Origin of the sequence: Mycobacterium triplex (assembly GCF_000689255.1) — a bacterium.
Classification (GTDB): Bacteria; Actinomycetota; Actinomycetes; order Mycobacteriales; family Mycobacteriaceae; genus Mycobacterium; species Mycobacterium triplex.
This window is the reverse complement of sequence record NZ_HG964446.1, coordinates 1,764,742-1,782,991: the sequence shown is the minus strand read 5'-3', so window position 1 is coordinate 1,782,991 and position 18,250 is coordinate 1,764,742. Positions and strand designations below refer to the sequence as shown.

General features: G+C 67.7%; 18 protein-coding genes. 3 read left to right on the top strand and 15 right to left on the bottom strand.

The annotated features are described in order from the left end of the window. Nucleotides 1–7 precede the first annotated feature (7 nt). Nucleotides 8–1,039 (top strand): class I SAM-dependent methyltransferase, encoded by a 1,032-nt coding sequence (locus BN973_RS08330; protein WP_232232193.1) that lies wholly within the window; start codon nucleotides 8–10, stop codon nucleotides 1,037–1,039. A gap of 3 nt (nucleotides 1,040–1,042) precedes the next feature. Here the strand turns inward: BN973_RS08330 and lpqB are convergent, their stop codons facing one another. The 10 genes from lpqB to BN973_RS08285 all read right to left on the bottom strand — a co-directional run bounded on the left by lpqB (nucleotide 1,043) and on the right by BN973_RS08285 (nucleotide 11,370). Then, nucleotides 1,043–2,797, bottom strand: coding sequence for an MtrAB system accessory lipoprotein LpqB (lpqB, locus tag BN973_RS08325; RefSeq protein ID WP_169718205.1), 1,755 nt, complete (start codon nucleotides 2,795–2,797; stop codon nucleotides 1,043–1,045). Beyond that, nucleotides 2,797–4,488, bottom strand: coding sequence for an MtrAB system histidine kinase MtrB (gene mtrB, locus BN973_RS08320; protein WP_084163331.1), 1,692 nt, complete (start codon nucleotides 4,486–4,488; stop codon nucleotides 2,797–2,799). The genes lpqB and mtrB overlap by 1 nt, the downstream gene beginning before the upstream one ends. A gap of 49 nt (nucleotides 4,489–4,537) precedes the next feature. Continuing rightward, entirely contained in the window at nucleotides 4,538–5,224 is a 687-nt protein-coding gene (gene mtrA / locus BN973_RS08315; RefSeq protein ID WP_007168097.1) for a two-component system response regulator MtrA, read from the bottom strand. Between the two features lie 80 nt (nucleotides 5,225–5,304). Next, nucleotides 5,305–5,937 (bottom strand): dTMP kinase, encoded by a 633-nt coding sequence (locus tag BN973_RS08310; protein WP_036467252.1) that lies wholly within the window; start codon nucleotides 5,935–5,937, stop codon nucleotides 5,305–5,307. 61 nt (nucleotides 5,938–5,998) lie between these two features. Then, nucleotides 5,999–7,456, bottom strand: a complete 1,458-nt coding sequence (ahcY, locus tag BN973_RS08305) for an adenosylhomocysteinase (RefSeq protein ID WP_036467251.1) — start codon at nucleotides 7,454–7,456, stop codon at nucleotides 5,999–6,001. Between the two features lie 101 nt (nucleotides 7,457–7,557). Further along, entirely contained in the window at nucleotides 7,558–8,163 is a 606-nt protein-coding gene (gene alkX, locus BN973_RS08300) for a TetR family transcriptional regulator AlkX (RefSeq protein ID WP_036467249.1), read from the bottom strand. 26 nt (nucleotides 8,164–8,189) lie between these two features. After that, complete coding sequence (locus tag BN973_RS08295; protein WP_036467246.1) at nucleotides 8,190–8,372, bottom strand: rubredoxin; 183 nt, start codon at nucleotides 8,370–8,372, stop codon at nucleotides 8,190–8,192. Beyond that, the gene (locus tag BN973_RS30380) at nucleotides 8,369–8,542 is read right to left on the bottom strand and encodes a rubredoxin (RefSeq protein WP_084163330.1); all 174 of its coding nucleotides are present in this window, start codon (nucleotides 8,540–8,542) and stop codon (nucleotides 8,369–8,371) included. Before BN973_RS30380 ends, BN973_RS08295 begins: the two co-directional genes overlap by 4 nt. Next, nucleotides 8,539–9,786, bottom strand: coding sequence for an alkane 1-monooxygenase (locus tag BN973_RS08290; RefSeq protein ID WP_036467245.1), 1,248 nt, complete (start codon nucleotides 9,784–9,786; stop codon nucleotides 8,539–8,541). The genes BN973_RS30380 and BN973_RS08290 overlap by 4 nt, the downstream gene beginning before the upstream one ends. Nucleotides 9,787–9,894: 108 nt before the next feature. Next, the gene (locus BN973_RS08285) at nucleotides 9,895–11,370 is read right to left on the bottom strand and encodes an amino acid permease (RefSeq protein ID WP_036467243.1); all 1,476 of its coding nucleotides are present in this window, start codon (nucleotides 11,368–11,370) and stop codon (nucleotides 9,895–9,897) included. A 62-nt stretch (nucleotides 11,371–11,432) separates the two neighbouring features. Between BN973_RS08285 and BN973_RS08280 the strand changes: the two genes are divergently transcribed. Further along, the gene (locus BN973_RS08280) at nucleotides 11,433–12,848 is read left to right on the top strand and encodes an FAD-dependent oxidoreductase (protein ID WP_036467240.1); all 1,416 of its coding nucleotides are present in this window, start codon (nucleotides 11,433–11,435) and stop codon (nucleotides 12,846–12,848) included. Here BN973_RS08280 and manA read toward each other — a convergent pair. The 4 genes from manA to BN973_RS08260 all read right to left on the bottom strand — a co-directional run bounded on the left by manA (nucleotide 12,826) and on the right by BN973_RS08260 (nucleotide 17,075). Continuing rightward, on the bottom strand, nucleotides 12,826–14,052 hold the full coding sequence (gene manA, locus BN973_RS08275) for a mannose-6-phosphate isomerase, class I (protein WP_036467238.1): 1,227 nt from the start codon (nucleotides 14,050–14,052) through the stop codon (nucleotides 12,826–12,828). The two genes, BN973_RS08280 and manA, sit on opposite strands and share 23 nt — an antisense overlap. Nucleotides 14,053–14,060: 8 nt before the next feature. Next, nucleotides 14,061–15,164: a hypothetical protein gene (locus BN973_RS08270; RefSeq protein WP_036467237.1), complete on the bottom strand. Its 1,104-nt coding sequence runs from the start codon at nucleotides 15,162–15,164 to the stop codon at nucleotides 14,061–14,063. Further along, nucleotides 15,161–16,558 carry a phosphomannomutase/phosphoglucomutase gene (locus BN973_RS08265; protein ID WP_036467234.1) on the bottom strand — a complete coding sequence of 466 codons (1,398 nt, stop codon included), beginning with the start codon at nucleotides 16,556–16,558 and terminating at the stop codon, nucleotides 15,161–15,163. The genes BN973_RS08270 and BN973_RS08265 overlap by 4 nt, the downstream gene beginning before the upstream one ends. A gap of 67 nt (nucleotides 16,559–16,625) precedes the next feature. Next, nucleotides 16,626–17,075 carry a DUF3499 domain-containing protein gene (locus tag BN973_RS08260; RefSeq protein WP_198048906.1) on the bottom strand — a complete coding sequence of 150 codons (450 nt, stop codon included), beginning with the start codon at nucleotides 17,073–17,075 and terminating at the stop codon, nucleotides 16,626–16,628. A 173-nt stretch (nucleotides 17,076–17,248) separates the two neighbouring features. Here BN973_RS08260 and BN973_RS08255 point away from each other — a divergent pair, with 173 nt between their 5' ends. Continuing rightward, nucleotides 17,249–17,671 carry a metallopeptidase family protein gene (locus BN973_RS08255; RefSeq protein WP_025737691.1) on the top strand — a complete coding sequence of 141 codons (423 nt, stop codon included), beginning with the start codon at nucleotides 17,249–17,251 and terminating at the stop codon, nucleotides 17,669–17,671. Between the two features lie 9 nt (nucleotides 17,672–17,680). On the opposite strand, the gene BN973_RS08250 is transcribed toward BN973_RS08255, so the two are convergent. Then, nucleotides 17,681–18,046 carry a WhiB family transcriptional regulator gene (locus BN973_RS08250; RefSeq protein ID WP_330981729.1) on the bottom strand — a complete coding sequence of 122 codons (366 nt, stop codon included), beginning with the start codon at nucleotides 18,044–18,046 and terminating at the stop codon, nucleotides 17,681–17,683. Between the last annotated feature and the right edge of the window lie 204 nt (nucleotides 18,047–18,250).

The window sequence follows — 18,250 nt, the reverse complement described above, 5'->3', positions numbered from 1 at the left end:
CTTGGGTATGATCCCGGACGACCCGGCAGAATGGAAGGCCCTGGCGTCACGACAACTCCCGTTGCCATTCTTCGATACCCACTTCGCGTTCGGCCGGGCGCGCGCGATCATGGCGGCAACCAAACTCGGTGTGTTCGAGTCACTGCGCCACCGGGCGGCGACGCCCGCCGAAATCGCGGACCGATGCGGCACCGACACGGTGGCAACGCAGCAGCTGCTGATCGCCCTCGCCGGGTCGGATTACCTGACATACCGCGACGGCCGGTACGCGTTGACGCCGACCGCGCGCACCTGGCTACTGACGGAAAGCCCGACCTCGGTGGTCGATGCGGTGCTCTTCGCGTTCGACGAGTGGGAGCTGATGACGCACGTCGAAGACTATGTGCGCACCGGTATCCCGCTCGAGCTGCACCAGACCATGACCGGCGTGCAGTGGGAACATTACCTGCGAGCCATGCGGGCCCTGGCCGGCCTGGCGGCACACGAAGTCGCGCAGTTCATCCCGGTGCCGGGCGGTGCGACCGACATGATCGATGTCGGCGGCGCGCACGGACGCTACTCGGTTGCCGTGTGCCGGCGCCATCCCCAGTTGCGTTCGGTGGTCCTGGACCTGCCCGAGGCCGTCAGGGTGGCCGCACCGCTGCTGGCCGCCGAGAACATGGGCAATCGCGTCGTCCATCTCGAGGCCGACGCGCTGTCGCACGATTTCGGCGTCAAGACCTATGACGTGATACTGCTGTCCAACCTCGCACACCACTTCAGTGCCGCGGAGAATGCACTGTTGTTCCAACGCTTGGGGCGGGCGCTGCGACCACGTGGTGTCTTTGCGGTGGTCGAACCCTTGCGCCTCGAAACAGGTCATGGCGCAAGCCAATTCGCTGCACTCAACGAGCTTTACTTCGGGGTGACCAGCCGCTCGGGGACTCCGACCACCCGAGAGACCGCCGGATGGCAGCGTGACGCCGGACTGCAGCCCGCGGCCGAACCGATCATGCTGAGCGGCGGCGACGTCGGCTTGCAGATCGCGACGAAGTGTTAGCGGCTACCCCGGCAGCACCGGAGCGGCGCCACCGGTCATCAAGCCCGGTACCTCCGACCAGGTCTGCTGGCTTTCCGGCGCGGACGCCGAGTACTGCAACACGCCCTGCGGCGCCGCGACGTAGACGGTCGACGGATTGGCCGCGATCGCGGTCAGCGGGATCTGCAGGCCGTGCGCGGGCGCGTCGGAGTTCACCCCGTCGAGGTTGACGTACGAGACCGGATGGGCGAGGTCGTTGCGGGTCACCACCATGTCGTCGCCGGTGCGCCAGTACAGCGAGACCACCGAATTGCCCAGCCCGAAACCCAACCGCCGCGGGTAGGTCAGCGCATACTGCCCGGCCTGGGTCTGCTCGACGCCGGCGAGAATCACCATGCCGCCGATCACCATCGCGGCGCGGGTGCCGTCGCGGGACAGCTGCAGGTCGCTGATCGGCCCCGGGAATTTGCTCGCCACCGCCCCGGAATCCACCGGGAGACGCGCGGGTTGCCCGGAGGCCGGCTCCTGGATGGCCCGCAGCACGTTGTTGCCGTCCACCACCACCCAGACCGCGTCGTCCAGCGACCAGCTGGGGCGCGACAAGCTGTGCCCGTCGGCGGACTGGACGGCCTCGCCGCCGAGATCACCGATCCACAACGATTCCGCCATGTCCGGGGCGCCGCGGTGCAGGGTCACCACGGACGCCACCTGCCGGCCGCTGCGGGACAACGCGGCCAGCGTCTGGTCGCCCATCCGGCCGAACGCGCCGGGTACCGTGGTGGTCCGCTGCCCATCCAGGCCGACCAGCGACCCGTTGATCAGAGCGTGCAGGCCCGCGCCGGCACCGTCGGCCACGCCTGGGTCGGTGGCGGCGACGTCTGAGGTGGTCCACCCTTCGGCGAACCTGTCGTCCAGCGGCGCCCCGTCGGCGTTGATCACATACGGGCCCCTGATGTCCGCTCTGGCCAACGTCCAAATGATCTGTGCGGCAAGCAATTGCCGACTGTGCGGATCGGTGGTGGACAGTTTCTGCAGGTCGATGCGCGCACCGCCGTAGCCGCGCCCGATCCCGTTCTTACCGCCGTCGGCCCGGGTCACCGGCCCGCGCAGGCGTAGCGGCGGGGCCAGCAGGTTGCGAACCGTGTGCGCCATCTCCGGCCGGGGTCCGGCCAGCAGCTTGGACACGAGTTCGGTGGGCAGCTGATCGTGATCGGAGACCGCGACATAGCGTGGGTCGGGCACCACCGTCTTGCCGGTCGGGTCCGCGAAGTACAGCGTGTTGCGCTTGTAGGTGGCCTGAAACTGTTGCCAGTCCAGGAAAACCCCGTTGGGCAGCTTGTCGATTCGCCAGCCGCCGGGGGTCTTGACCAGCTCGATCGGGCCCGGGTCGGGCAGCACGCCCTCCGCCGTTTCGAACACCCCGACATCGGACAGCGAGCCCAGGATGTCGGCTCGCATCGTCGCCGAAACACGTTCGGCACCACGGGTTTCCACGAACACCACATGGTCGATCAGCAGAGCGCTACCGGCGTCGTCCCACGCGTTGGATGCCGACTGGGTGAGGAACTGCCGCGCGGCCAGATGCCGGTTGGCGGGATCGGCTGTGGCCTTGAGGAATTCGCGCAGCAACACGTCGGGATCCATACCCGGGGTGGGCTTGGGCAGATTCGACGGTGCCGGTCGTTCGACGGTGCCGATGGCCTGCGGCGCCGACGTGCTCGGCACCCCCGCACAGCCGGCAAGCACGACTGCCAGCAGCGCGACGAGCAGGCGCCGCATCACAGACTCCTCTCGGCGTGCTCGTGTTGGCGCGGGCGCTCGTTGCCCGCCGGTTGCGGGGATTCCCCGGGCGGCGGGGTGGGCTGCGGGATCGGTTTCATCGGCAACGGGCTGGTGGTGACCTTGTGGCCACGGACCAGCGGAAGCGTCAGCCGGAAGCAGGCGCCCCGACCGGGCTCGCCCCACGCCTCCAGCCGGCCCTGGTGCAGGCGCGCATCCTCGACGCTGATCGCCAAGCCCAGCCCGGTTCCACCGGAGCGCCGCACCCGCGACGGGTCCGAGCGCCAGAACCGGCTGAACACCAACTTCTCCTCGCCGGGCCGCAGCCCCACCCCGTAGTCGCGGACCGTGACGGCGACGGTGTCCTCGTCGGCCCCCATCCGGATGCGCACCGGTTTGTGCTCGGCGTGGTCGATGGCGTTGGCGATCAGATTGCGCAGGATCCGCTCCACCCGCCGCGGATCGACCTCGGCGATCACCTCTTCCGACGGCATGTCGACCAGCAGCTCGATACCGGCGTCCTCGGAGAGGTGACCGACGTTGCCCAGCGCGCTCTGCACCGTCGTGCGCAAATCGACTGCCTCCACCGACAATTCGGCCACGCCGGCGTCGTGCCGGGAGATCTCCAGCAGGTCGTTGAGCAGCGTCTCGAAGCGATCGAGCTCGTTGACCATCAGCTCGGTGGAACGTTGCAGGGTCGGGTCCAGCTCGGAACTGTGGTCGTAGATCAAGTCGGCGGCCATCCGCACCGTGGTCAGCGGCGTGCGAAGTTCGTGGCTGACGTCGGAGGTGAACCGGCGCTGCAAGTTGCCGAACTCCTCGAGCTGGGTGATCTGCCGCGACAAGCTCTCGGCCATGTCGTTGAACGACACCGCAAGCCGCGCCATGTCGTCCTCACCGCGCACCGGCATGCGTTCGGACAGATGCCCCTCGGAGAACCGCTCGGCGATCCGCGAGGCCGAGCGCACCGGCACCACCACCTGGCGCGACACCAGCAGTGCGATACCGGCCAGCAACACCAGCAACACCGCGCCGCCGGTGATCATCGTGCCGCGCACCAGCGTGATCGTGGCCTGCTCGCTGGCCAGCGGGAAGATCAGATACAGCTCCAGGTTTGCCACCTGCGACGACGCCGGCGAGCCGACGATCAGCGCCGGCCCCGAAAACCCTTCGGTGTGCACCGTGGCGTACTGGTAGGCCGCCTGCCCGGCCTTGACGAAGCCGCGCAACGAGGCCGGCACCTGGTCGACCGGCCCGGCGGCGGCCGCCGCGCGCGGGCCATCGCCGGGCACCATCAACACCACGTCGAACGCACCGGCCAAGCCGGGGCCCGACGACGGATCGGTTTTCGACGTCAGCGTGTTGCGGGCCAGCTGCAAGCTGCTGTCCAGCGAGCGCGACTCCTCGCCGTTGACGATCCCGCCGACGGTCGCGCGGGCCCGTTCGATCTGCTCGATGCCCGCCTTGACCTTGACGTCAAGAACCCGGTTGGTGACCTGGCTGGTGAGCACGAAGCCGAGCGCCAATATCACCGCCAAGGACAATCCCAGCGTCAGTGCCACGACTCGCAGTTGCAGCGAGCGGCGCCAGGCAATGGCGACGGCTCGACTCAACGCACTCATGCCCCGAGTCATGGGACCGGTTCGTCCCCAGCGGTGACCGTGAATACGTCGCCGCGAGCCCCAGATCAATGGCGGCGCTCCTCAGCATCGTGATGTCTTACACCGGCGCCGCCGCGGATCACGGAGGTCCGGCCTTGTAACCCACTCCTCGAACGGTCAACACCACAGTCGGGTTCTCCGGGTCTTTCTCGACCTTGGCCCGCAGGCGCTGGACGTGCACGTTCACCAACCGGGTGTCCGCCGGGTGACGGTATCCCCACACCTGTTCGAGCAGTACATCACGAGTAAACACCTGGCGCGGTTTGCGTGCCAGCGCCACCAGCAGGTCGAACTCCAGCGGGGTCAGCGAGATCTGCTCGCCGTTGCGGGTGACCTTGTGCGCCGGCACGTCGATCTCGACGTCGGCGATGGAGAGCATCTCGGCAGGCTCGTCGTCGTTGCGGCGCAGCCGCGCCCGCACCCGGGCGACCAGCTCCTTGGGCTTGAACGGCTTCATGATGTAGTCGTCGGCACCCGACTCCAGGCCCAGCACCACATCCACGGTGTCGGTCTTGGCGGTCAGCATCACAATCGGAACACCGGAATCGGCGCGCAGCACCCGGCACACGTCGATGCCGTTCATGCCCGGCAACATCAGGTCCAGCAGCACCAGATCGGGCCGCAGCTCGCGCACCGCGGTCAGAGCCTGGGTGCCGTCGCCGATGACCGCAGTGTCGAAGCCCTCCCCACGAAGAACGATGGTCAGCATCTCCGCGAGCGAAGCGTCGTCGTCGACGACCAAAATCCTTTGCCTCATGGAGTCCATGGTGTCACCAGATCGGGACAAAACTCGGGCGCCACACGGGCGTTTCTCTTTCGATACGGGCAAATCGTGACAAATTTGTGCTATTCGGAGGCCAAACTGGCCGCCAGGCGGCCCGGATCGACGTCCGCGTCGACCACCAGCCATCGCCCACCCCAGCCGGCGTCGGCCAATCCGGCGTACACCGCGCGGGTGCGCTGCTGCAGCCCGTCGTCGCGTTCGTAGCTGTCGCGCGGACGGCCCGGATCGATTTCGGCGCGGCGCCGGGCCCGCTGCCCGGCGAGCTCGGCGGACACCCCGAGCAGCACCTGGCAGTCCGGCGCGGGCAGCCCGAGCCGGTGGAATTCCAGCTCATACACCCACGCGGCCGCGTCCCCGGCCGCGTCCTGGTGCAGGCGCGCGGCACTGTAGGCGGCATTGGAGGCGACGTAGCGGTCGAGAATCAGCACGTCGTGATCGCGGCTCAACGTGGCCATCTCGTCGACCGCACCCGCGCGGTCCAGCGCGAAGAGCATCGCCATCGCATACACCGACGACGCCAGGTCCCCGTGCTCGCCGTGCAATGCCTCGGCCGCGATGTCGGCGGTCACCGACTGCCCGTAGCGCGGGAAGGCCATCGTCGCCACCGACTTGCCGGCGGCTTCGAAGGCCTTGCGCAGCCCCTCGGTCAGCGTCCGCTTACCGGAGCCGTCGACGCCCTCGATCGCGATCAGCACGGCGCGAGCCTAATCCCTGCGCGAGCGTGAAGTTGGTTTCACGCTCGGCGACCGGAGGTGCCTAGTAGCGGTAGTGGTCGGGCTTGAACGGGCCCTCGACGTCGACACCGAGGTATTCGGCCTGGTCCTTGGTGAGCTTGGTCAGGCGACCGCCGAGCGCCTCGACGTGGATGCGGGCCACCTTCTCGTCCAGGTGCTTGGGCAGCCGGTACACCTCGTTGTCGTACTCGTCGTTCTTGGTCCACAGTTCGATCTGGGCGATCGTCTGGTTGGCGAAGCTGTTGCTCATCACGAACGACGGGTGCCCGGTGGCGTTGCCCAGGTTCAGCAGCCGGCCCTCGGACAGCACGATGATCGACTTGCCGGAATCGCCGAACGTCCACAGGTCCACCTGCGGCTTGATGTTGAGCTTGGTCGCACCCGAGCGCTCCAGCGCGGCCATGTCGATCTCGTTGTCGAAGTGGCCGATGTTGCCCAGGATGGCGTGGTCCTTCATCGCCTTCATGTGCTCCAGCGAGATGATGTCCTTGTTGCCGGTCGCGGTGACGACGATGTCGGCGTCGGCGATGGCGTCCTCGACGGTCACCACGTCGTAGCCCTCCATCAGCGCCTGCAGCGCGTTGATCGGGTCGATCTCGGTGACGGACACCCGCGCGCCCTGGCCCTTGGCCGCCTCCGCGCAGCCCTTACCCACGTCGCCGTAACCACAGATCAAGACGTTCTTGCCGCCGATCAGGGCGTCGGTGCCGCGGTTGATGCCGTCGAGCAGCGAGTGCCGGGTGCCGTACTTGTTGTCGAACTTGGACTTGGTCACCGAGTCGTTGACGTTGATCGCCGGGAAGGCCAGGTCGCCGGCCGCGGCGAACTGGTAGAGGCGCAGCACGCCGGTGGTGGTCTCCTCGGTGACACCCTTGACCGACTCCGCGATCTTGGTCCACTTGGTCTTGTCGGTCTCGAAGCGGCGCCGCAGGACGCCCAGGAAGACCTTCCATTCCGCCGGGTCGTCATCCTCGGCGGGCGGCACCACGCCGGCCTTCTCGTACTGCGCGCCGCGCAGCACCATCATGGTGGCGTCTCCGCCGTCGTCCAGGATCATGTTGGCCGGCTCGCCCTCCCAGGTGAGCATCTGCTCGGCGCACCACCAGTACTCCTCCAGCGACTCGCCCTTCCACGCGAACACCGGGACGCCCTTGGGCTCCTCCGGGGTGCCGTGCGGTCCGACGACGACCGCCGCCGCGGCGTGGTCCTGCGTCGAGAAGATGTTGCACGACGCCCAGCGGACCTCGGCGCCCAGCGACGTCAGCGTCTCGATCAGCACCGCGGTCTGCACGGTCATGTGCAGCGAACCCGAGATGCGGGCGCCCTTCAGCGGTTGCACGTCGGCGTACTCGCGCCGCAGCGACATCAGGCCGGGCATCTCGTACTCGGCCAGGTCGAGTTCCTTGCGGCCGAATTCCGCGAGCGACAGGTCGGCGATCTTGAAGTCGATGCCGTTGCGAACTTCGGGCGTCAGAGTCATGGCGTGTCTGTTCCTTCTGCGGCTTAGGGGCTCAAATGGATTTCGTTAGCTTGGATATACGCTCGCCCGCCACTGTAATAGGCGCCGGTAAGCGCGCCAGGTCAGGGGATGTTGATGACGCCGTGACGTTCGGCAAAAGGCGTCATCAGACGGGCCAGATCGCGTGCGACGTCGTGATCGGCCTCCGGCGGCATCGAGACGTAACTCAACGCCAGCCGCACGATCGCGCGCGCCAGCACGCCGGCGTCCTCGTCGCTGGTCGCCACCCAGGTGGTGGTGAACGCCAGGGTCAGCCGCTCGGAGGCGCGCGTGATGATCGGCGCGCTGTCGGTGGTGATGATCTGCAGCAGATCGGGCTTGGCGACCCCACTGAGCAGGGAGATCACCAGGGGGTCCGACGCCGACTCGGCGAAGAACGCCCGGAAGCCCTGCAGAAACGCTTCGTACATATTGCCGACGTTGGCGTCCAGCGCGGTGTGCACGCTGTCGACCAGGCGGTCGGCCAGGCGCAGGGCGTACCCCTGCGCCAGACCTTGCCGAGAGCCGAACTCGTTGTAGATGGTCTGCCGGCTGATGCCGGCGGCCCGGGCCACGTCGGAAAGCGTGATGGCCGACCAGTCCCGCGTCAGCAGCAAGTCGCGCATCGCGTCCAGCACCGAGTCACGCAGCAGCACGCGCGAGGCCTCGGCGTATGGAATCCGCTTCACAGGCGCGACATTAGTTGTTGAGGCCCTCAGGATCGAGCTACCTCGACCATCTCGAAGTCGGATTTTGCCGCGCCGCAATCCGGGCAGCTCCAGTCGTCGGGGATCTCGTCCCACCGGGTGCCGGGGGCGATCCCGTCCTCGGGCCAGCCCTTGGCCTCGTCGTATTCGAATCCGCACTGCACGCAGACGAAAAGCTTGTAGTCGCTCATGAGTTCACTCCTGATTCTTCGAAATCGACTTTCTCGAGCACGGCACAATCGGGGCAACACCAGTTGTCGGGGATTTCGGCGAAGGGCGTGCCCGGCCGAAATCCCTCCCGCGGAGCGCCTTTCGTCTCGTCGTAGGTGTAGCCGCAGCAGGGGCAGCGGTAGACGCTCATGCCTGGACCTTCTCGGGGGCCCGGTATTTCGCCAGCACCCGCTCGCGCATCCGGGGATGGATGTTGACCTTGGTGATGTCACCGTCGTAGTGCGCCAGCACCCGGTGGTCCATCACCTTGCGCCACACCGCCGGAAAGTAGGTCAGCGCGATCATCGACGCGTACCCGCTGGGCAGGTTGGGGGCGCCCGCCATGCTGCGCAGCGTCTGGTAGCGCCGGGTGGGGTTGGCGTGGTGATCGCTGTGCCGCTGCAGGTGGTAGAGGAACAGGTTGGTGACGATGTGGTCGGAGTTCCAGCTGTGCACCGGGGCGCACCGCTCGTAGCGGCCGTTGGCGTTGCGCTGCCGCAGCAGGCCGTAGTGCTCGAGGTAGTTGACGGTTTCCAGCAACGAGAAGCCGAAGACCGCCTGGATGACGAGGAACGGAATCACGCCGACGCCGAAGGCCGCGATCAGCGCGCCGAACAACAGCACCGACATGGCCCAGGCGTTGAGCACGTCGTTGGACGCATACGTCCTGGGGTCCCAGGGGCTCTTGCCGAGCCGGCGGATCCGCTGCGCCTCCAGCTGAACCGCTGAGCGCAGGCTGCCGAAGACGCTGCGGGGCAAGAACTCCCAGAACGTCTCGCCGAAGCGGGCCGACGCCGGGTCCTCGGGGGTGGAGACGCGCACGTGGTGGCCGCGGTTGTGCTCGATGTAGAAGTGGCCGTAGCCGGTCTGGGCCAGGGTGATCTTGGACAGCCAGCGCTCCAGCGAGTCCTTCTTGTGCCCCATCTCGTGCGCGGTGTTGATGCCGACGCCGCCGAGCACACCGACCGAGAGCGCGACGCCGATCTTGCCGGCCCAGCCCAGGCCACCCTCGAAGCCCAGCCACCCCAGGTCCGACGCGGTGAACAGGTAGGCGCCCAGCAGCACGCTGAGGTACTGGAACGGGATGTAGATGTAGGTGCAGTAGCGGTAGTACTTGTCGTTTTCCAGCCGCTCCATCACCTCGTCGGGCGGGTTCTGCCCGTCCGGCCCGAACCGCAGATCCAGGATCGGCAGCACGATGTAGAGCAGGATCGGCCCGATCCACAGCGGCACCTGCGCCGCGCCGTGCCAGCCGAGGTGGTTCAGCCCCCAGACGATCGGCAGCATCACGAACAGCGCCGTCGGCGGGATCAGCCCCATCAGCCACAGGTAGCGCTTCTTGTCGCGCCACTCGGTTACCCCGGGCTGCCCGGCTTGGTGGATCTGTGTGGTCATATGCCAAACCTCCTTGTGAGTCACACCACGTTGAGATTGGACAATACCGCTAGTTGCGTCTTGTGTCTAGACAAACAATGCTGATTTGTAAACTAAACTGCGCGCCGGCTACACCGCTTGGCCGGCCTCCCGGCGGCCCTGCATCGAATGGCGATATCCGTAGCCGAGATAGATCGCGGTCCCCAGCGCCAGCCATACCGCGAACCGCACCCAGGTCAGCGCGGTGAGGTTGACCATCAGCCAGACACACGCGCAGATCGAGGCGATCGGCAGCACCGGCACCCACGGCGCCCGGAAGCCGCGCTCCAGGTCCGGCCGGGTCCGGCGCAGGACGACCACTCCGGCGGACACCAGGACGAACGCGAACAGCGTTCCGACGTTGACCATCTCCTCGAGCTTGCTGATCGGGAACACCGACGCCGTCGCCGCGATCACCAGCCCGACCAGCACGGTGATCCGGACCGGCGTCCCGCGTGAGCTGGTCTTGGCCAGTGGCCGCGGCAACAACCCGTCGCGCGCCATCGCGAACAGCACCCGGCAGCCACCGAGCACCAGCACCATCACCACGGTGGTCAGTCCGGCCAGTGCCCCGACGGCGATGATCTTGCCCGCCCAACCGATCCCGTTGGCGGTGAACGCGGTGGCCAGGTTCGCCGGCTTGCCGCCGGGCATGGTTTTGAGCTGGGTGTAGGACACCATGCCGGACAGCACCACGGAGACCGCGATGTACAGCAAGGTGACGACCCCCAGCGACGTCAAGATCCCCCGCGGCACGTCGCGCTGCGGATGTTTGGTTTCCTCGGCCATCGTCGCGACGATGTCGAATCCGATGAACGCGAAGAACACGATCGAGGCCCCGGCCAGCACGCCGTACCACCCGTAATGACTGCTGTGCGCCCCGGTCACCAACGACAGCACCGACTGGTTGATGCCGCTGGCCTCGTGCCCGGCTTCCGGCTTGGGGATGAACGGCGAGTAGTTGGAGGCTTTGATGTAGAAGACGCCGACCACCACGACGAAGATCACCACCGACACCTTGATCGCGGTGATCACGGCGGAAATCCTCGACGACACCTTGGTGCCCACGGCGACCAGCGTCGCCACCAGGAAGACGATCAGCAGCGCGCCCCAGTCGACGTTGATCGAACCCAAGTTGACTGTCCCACCGGCAAATCCGAACACCGACCCGAGGTAACTCGACCAGCCCTTGGACACCACGGCGGCACCGATTGCCAATTCCAGCAACAGATTCCAGCCGATGATCCAGGCAAGGAACTCACCGAAGGTGGCGTAGGAAAAGGTGTACGCACTGCCCGCGACCGGCAGTGTCGAGGCGAATTCGGCGTAACACAACGCCGCCAGCGCGCAGGTGACCGCCGCGATCGCGAACGATATCCAGATCGCCGGGCCGGTGATATCGCCGGCGGTCGATGCGGTGACCGTGAAGATGCCGGCGCCGATCACCACCGCCACACCGAACACCGTGAGGTCCCACCAGGTGAGAACCTTGCGGAGTCGGGTGCCGGGCTCGTCGGTGTCGGCGATGGACTGTTCGACTGACTTGGTGCGCCATCGGTTGGCCATTTGCCACCCTCTCGTTAACGTCAGCAGACATTGGACCGCACAGTACTGGGTACTCACCCCGGATGCCGGAACGCGCGGACACGCGAGACCACGCGGTAGTGGTCGGCGCGAGCATCGCGGGTCTGTGTGCTGCGCGGGTGCTTTCGGACGTGTATTCCCAGGTCAGCGTCTACGAGCGGGACGACCTGTCGCCCACCCCGGGTAATCGTGCGGCGACTCCGCAGGACCGGCATCTGCATTTGCTGATGGCCCGCGGGGCCACCGAATTCGACACCCTGTTTCCGGGCCTGCTCGAGGACATGGTGGCCGCCGGCGTGCCCATGCTGGAGAATCGCCCGGACTGCATCCACCTGGGCGCCGCGGGTCATGTCCTCGGAACGGGCCACACGCTGCGTGACGAGTTCACCGCCTATGTGCCCAGCCGCCCGCATCTCGAGTGGCAGTTGCGCAGCCGCGTCCTCGACATCGACAACGTGGAGATCCTGCGGCGATCGGTCGCCGAACCGCGGTTCGACGCGGCGCGGCAGCGGGTGACCGGGGTGCTGCTGGACCCGGTCGACGGTGGCGAACCGGATTTCGTGCGCGCCGACCTCGTCGTCGACGCGGCGGGTCGGGGCACCCGGCTGCCGGTGTGGTTGACACAGTGGGGATATCGGCGCCCGGCCGAGCAAACCCTGGACATCGGCATCAACTACGCCAGCCACCAGTTCCGCATCCCGGAGGGGTTGATCGCCGAGAAGGTGGTGGTGGCGGGCGCCTCCCACGACCAGTCGCTGGGCATGGGCATGCTGTGCTACGAGGACGGCACCTGGGTGCTGACCACGTTCGGCGTGGCCGGAGCGAAGCCGCCGACAACCTTCCCGGAAATGGTTGCACTGGCCATCGCGCTACTCCCGGCGCATTTCACCGAGGCGCTGACGAACGCCGAACCCGTTGGCGCACCGGCATTTCACGCGTTCCCGGCCAGCAGATGGCGCCGCTACGACAAGCTGGACCGGTTTCCGGCCGGAATCATCCCCCTCGGCGACGCGGTGGCCAGCTTCAATCCCACCTTCGGGCAAGGCATGACGATGACGTCGCTGCAGGCCGGTCATCTGCGGCGGGCATTGCGGTCCACAGACGGCGACCTGGCCGGTCGACTCAATCGGGCGACCGCCAAGACCACGTATCCGGTGTGGACGATGAACGCGATCGGCGACGTCGCTTTTCACCACGCCGCCGCCGGCGATCCGATCCCCTGGTGGTGGCGGCCGTCGGGAGCGCTGTTCGATCAATTCCTCGGCGCCGCAGAAACCGAACCCGTTCTCGCCGAATGGTTTTTGCGCCGGTTCTCGCTACTCGACAGCCTCTATATGGTTCCACCGCCGCGGATCATCGGCCGGACCATCGCTCACAACCTGCGGCTGTGGCTGGGTGAGCGCCGCGAATCGCGGCGCGCCGGCAGCGAGCGGGCCGTCACAAACCCACTGTCGCCCTGAACAACTTGGCGGGTTCGTGTGCGACCAGCCCCACCGGGCCGTCGTCGGCCGCGACCCAGGCGGCCATGCCGCGCTCCAGGTTGAGTGAGCCGGATTTCCCGTGCACCACCGCAGAACCCTCGGCGCACAACAAGATCTGCGGGCCGTCATGGTTTGGTGACGCGTCGACCTCGTGGCCCAGATGCTCACCCTCGAGCGTCAGCAGCGCGACCGCGAACTCGTCGGCCGGGGTGTCGTAGATCAGGCCGAGCCCCTCGCGGCGGACCTCCGGCCGCAGCTGCGCCTCGGCGGTCGGCGCGAAGTCCAGCACCCGCAACAACTCGGGCACATCGACGTGCTTGGGAGTCAAGCCACCACGTAACACGTTGTCGGAGTTGGCCATAACCTCGATCGCGAACCCGCGCAGATAGGTGTGCAGGTTGCCGGCCGGAATGTAGAGCGCCTCGCCCGCGACCAGGCTGATCCGGTTGAGCAACAACGACGCGAGCACCCCGGCGTCGCCGGGGTAGCGTTCGCCGAGTTCCAGCACCGTCTTGGCCTCGGCCGCGAATTCCGTTGCGCCGGAGCTGACGTACTGAATGGCACCGTCGATCACCGCGGACACCAGCACATCGATGTCGGGCTGCGGCGCGGTGATCCAGGTGGTGAACAGCGCGCGCAAACCGTCGGCGTCGGACTGGTCGTTCAGCAACTCGATGCAGGGATCGAGGTCGGTGACGGCCAATGCCCGCAGCAGCTCGATGGTGCGCGACGCCTGGCGAAACCCGGCGAGCGCCTCGAATGACTGCAGTGCCACCAGCAATTCGGGCTTGTGCGAGGTGTCACGGTAGTTGCGGACCGGCGAGGCCACCGGGATGCCCAACTTCTCCTCGCGCAGATAGCCCTCGATGGCTTGTTCGGCACTCGGATGCGCCTGCAGCGACAGCGGTTCGTCAGCGGCGAGCACCTTGACCAAGAACGGCAGCACGTCCCCGAACCGGTCGCGCGACGCGGAGCCGAGCTGTCCCTCCGGATCGGCGGTCACCGCGTCCAGTAACGAGAGTTCGCCCTGCTCGGTCTCCAGAAAGGCCGGATCCCCCGGATGCGCGCCGAACCAGAGCTCGGCCTCGGGGTGAGCCGCGGGCACCGGACGCCCGGTGAATTCGGCGATGGCCGTGCGCGACCCCCACGCATACGTCCGTACGGCACCGCGAAGCTGTTCCACTTGTCTATCTATCCCCGCACCAGTCTCAAGTAAACGGCGGCCATCTCCAGCCGAACGGCCAATACTGCCAGTTGCTGCTCGGGGCGGGTCGCCCGTCCCGGGGCCACCGCGTCGACCAAGCCGCCCGACCCGCCCACGCCGCCGGGCGCTTCGGGCACGTCATGCGCCGCGATCAGGTAGACCTCGTCCAGCCCGGCCACCCGAGCGGCCACCACCGTCCGGTCATCGGCCAGCGTGAACGCCAGCACCCGCAACCGCTGCGGCAACGGCCCGTCGATCTCCTCGTCGTGGAACAGAGCGTCCACCGACGACGGGCTGTCGCCGAACTCGCGCAGGGCCACCACCGCATCCGCCAGCCCGCTGGCCGCGACGACCTGATGCGCGATCCGCAGCAGCGCCGAACTGCCGTGCCGGGCCAGCGCCAGCGTCGCGGCTTTGTCACCGGCCAACGCGACCCGATGATCGGACAGCCGGGCGGCGATCGTCTTGGCCGGGTTGGTGAACAGCTCTCGGCCCGCGCTGTTGCGCAGCGCCTCGGCATCCAGCTCGTCGGCGAGCGCCGGCACGTCGATGTCCGGTCGCGGGTCCACCGTCTGCAGCGTGGCCAGGCCGGCGGCCAGGTACCGGCACATCCCGAACTCGTCGGGAACCCACAGTCGCGGCGCCAGCACCGCGGCGCGGCCGGCGGTGGAGTCGCGCAGCGGACCTTCGTACGGCGCGACAACGACCACCCGCGCCCCGCGGCGCACCCCGGTCGCGGCGGCACCGACCAGGGCGGGATCGCCGGGGTCGTCGCCCGCGACGATCAGCACGTCGAGCGGTCCCACCCACGGCGGGGCCTCGCTGACGAGCGTGATCGGCGCCGACGCCGCACCGCCCTGCGTCGCGGCCAGCATCGCCCCGGCCGTCTCGGCGGTCCCGCGCCCGGCCACCCAGATCACGCTGCGCGGGCGGTCGCCGGTGCGCAGCGAGTCCAGCTCGCCTTCGTCGGCCGCGGCGGCGATCGCGCGCACCTGCGCGCCGGCCGAGGAGGCGGACCGCAACAGGCCCTGCCGGTCGGCGGCGATCAGGCCGTCGGTGTCCTCGAGGTCGATCGCCCGGGTGGCGTTCACGGCACGCCCTCGTTGCGCTGCACCTGACCGGCGATCTCGGCGCTGATCTCGGCGACCATCGCCTCCACGTCCTCGGTGGTGCGGCCCTCCGCATTGAGCCGCAGCAACGGCTCGGTGTTGGAGCTGCGCAGGTTGAACCAGCTGCCGTCGCCCAGATCGACCGTCACGCCGTCCAAGTGATCGATGGAGTGGATCCGGCTGCCGAACGCCTTCAACACCGCGTCCACGCACAGCGCGGCGTCGGCCACCTTGAAGTTGATCTCGCCGGAGGACTCGTAGCGCTGGTAGTCCGCGGTCAGCTCCGACAGCGGCCGGTCCTGCTCGCCGAGGGCGGCCAGCACGTACAGCGCGGCCAGCATGCCCGAGTCGGCGCCCCAGAAGTCGCGGAAGTAGTAGTGCGCGGAATGCTCGCCGCCGAAGATCGCGCCGGTATCGGCCATCAGCCCCTTGATATAGGAGTGTCCGACCCGCGAGCGCAGCGGTGTGCCGCCGCGCTCGGCGACCAGTTCGGGCACCGCGCGGGACGTGATCAGGTTGTGGATCACGGTGGCACCGATTTCCCGGCCGAGTTCGCGGGCGGCCACCAGGCTCGTCACCGTCGACGGCGAGACCGGCATCCCGCGCTCGTCGACCACGAAGCACCGGTCGGCGTCGCCGTCGAAGGCCAGTCCGATGTCGGCCCCGGTTTCGCGGACGTAGAACTGCAGATCCAGCAGGTTGGCCGGGTCGAGCGGGTTGGCCTCGTGATTGGGAAACGACCCGTCGAGCTCGAAGTACAACGGCAACAACGTGATCGAGTCAATCGCGCCGAGCACCGCCGGTGCGGTGTGACCGGCCATGCCGTTGCCGGCGTCCACCGCCACCCGCAACGGCCGTAGCCCGGAGGTTTCCACCAACGACCGCAGAAACTCGCCATAGCCGCTCAGCACGTCGCGATCGGTGGTGGTCCCGGGCGGCCCGTCGTAGGTCGGGACCCCGGCGATCAGGTCCTCGGTGATCACCTTCAGCCCGGTGTCCGCGCCGACCGGCAACGCGGCGGCCCGACAGAGCTTGATGCCGTTGTAGGCGGCGGGGTTGTGACTGGCGGTGAACATCGCGCCGGGGCAATCGAGTGACCCCGAGGCGAAGTACAGCTGGTCGGTCGACGCCAGCCCGATCCGCACCACGTCCAGGCCCTGGTTCGTCACGCCGGTCGCGAAAGCGGCGGCCAGCCTCGGCGAACTATCGCGCATGTCGTGCCCGATCACCACGCGCTGCGCGCCTTCGCCACGCATCAACGCGGCGAACGCGGCACCGATATCGGCGACCAGCGACTCGTCGATCTCTTCGCCTACCAGTCCACGGATGTCATAAGCCTTGATGACGCGGTGGACGGTCGCGGCGGGCCGAGACATGCGGGGCCTCCTTGACGCCGTGGAATGATTTGCCTCTTGGCGCCAGCCTATCGGCCCGGGCGTCCTCCTAGTCGGACGGATCGGGCAACACGCGCAGGTGACCGCGGCGGCGACCGGACCGCTTTTCCGGCGGCGCGAGCACCTGGCTGCTGGGGGCGGTGGCCTGGGCCCCGGTCGGGTGGAGATTCGCGTCCGAGAAGCCGTTCAACGGCATGCCGGTGGCGTAGGGCACCGCCGCCTGTGCACCCCCTTCGCGCACGGCGTCGGCGAGCGCGACCAGGTCGTCTTCATCGGGATTGGTGGGCTCCAACGTAAGGGGGCCGGCGTGGCGCACCAGCTCCCAGCCGCGCGGCGCGGTGATGCGGCCGGCGTGGCCGACGCACAGATCCCACGAATGGGGCTCGCGCGCGGTCGCGAGTGGGCCTACAACTGCCGTCGAGTCCGAGTAGACGAACGTCAAGGTCGCCACGGCGTAATGTGGGCACCCGGGCCGGCAGCAGCGACGGGGAACGTTCACGTCGGAAAGGCTATCGTGCACAAACGCCGCCGAAGCGCCGGACACGCGCAACCGTTCGGCCCACGATGTCCAACCGTTACCATCGGCGCGTGGGTGATTCGCGCAGTTTCCCGCGGAACGGGCGGCCATCGGGCCGATCGGCTTCGCACCGGGCAACTCGGCGTGGGCGCGACATGCGCGGTCCTTTGCTGCCGCCGACGGTGCCGGGCTGGCGCAGCCGGGCCGAGCGATTCGACATGGCGGTGCTGGAGGCCTACGAACCCATCGAGCGGCGCTGGCAATCACGAGTGTCCGAACTCGACGTGGCAGTCGACGAAATCCCGCGCATCGCCGCCAAGGATCCGGACAGCGTGCAGTGGCCGCCCGAGGTCGTCGCCGACGGGCCGATCGCACTGGCCCGCCTGATCCCCGCCGGGGTGGACGTCCGAGGAAACTCGACGCGGGCGCGAATTGTCTTGTTCCGCAAACCCATCGAACGACGCGCCAAAGACACCGTCGAACTTGGCGAGTTATTGCACGAGATCCTGGTGGCGCAGGTGGCCATCTACCTCGACGTCGAACCGACGGTCATCGACCCGACGATCGACGACGAATGACGTGTCGCCTCAGATGATGCCGCGCTTGAGGCGGCGGCGCTCACGCTCGGACAAGCCGCCCCAGATGCCGAAGCGCTCGTCGTGTGCCAGGGCGTACTCCAGGCACTCATGACGTACCTCGCAACCCAGGCAGATCTTCTTGGCCTCGCGGGTCGACCCGCCCTTCTCCGGGAAGAAGGCCTCGGGGTCGGTCTGCGCGCACAGCGCGCGGTCCTGCCATTGGTCCGGCGTGAGTTCGGGTTCCGGCAACGGCTCGGGCTCGAATGCGATTGGCGCGTCAGGGACCACGGTCAGGTGGGGCCTGACAATCGGCGCGGAGCTGATCGTGGCGCGCTCGGTGCTTGGCATGACGCCCCGTAGGTGCTCGTAAGACATGCGTCGTACGCCTCCTCAGCTGGTTTTTGAGAGAGTGGTTGTGTCCCGCTGTTCTGATGTGACAGACAATTCGAACAAGTGATCGAATCTCGGTCTGCGACACCGGAACCGGCCGGCCAACCGGGAAATGACACTGATGTGATTAGACACGGGTTGATCTGCCCGGTCAAGCGTTTCGGCGTATTTCCATACCATCTCGTGATC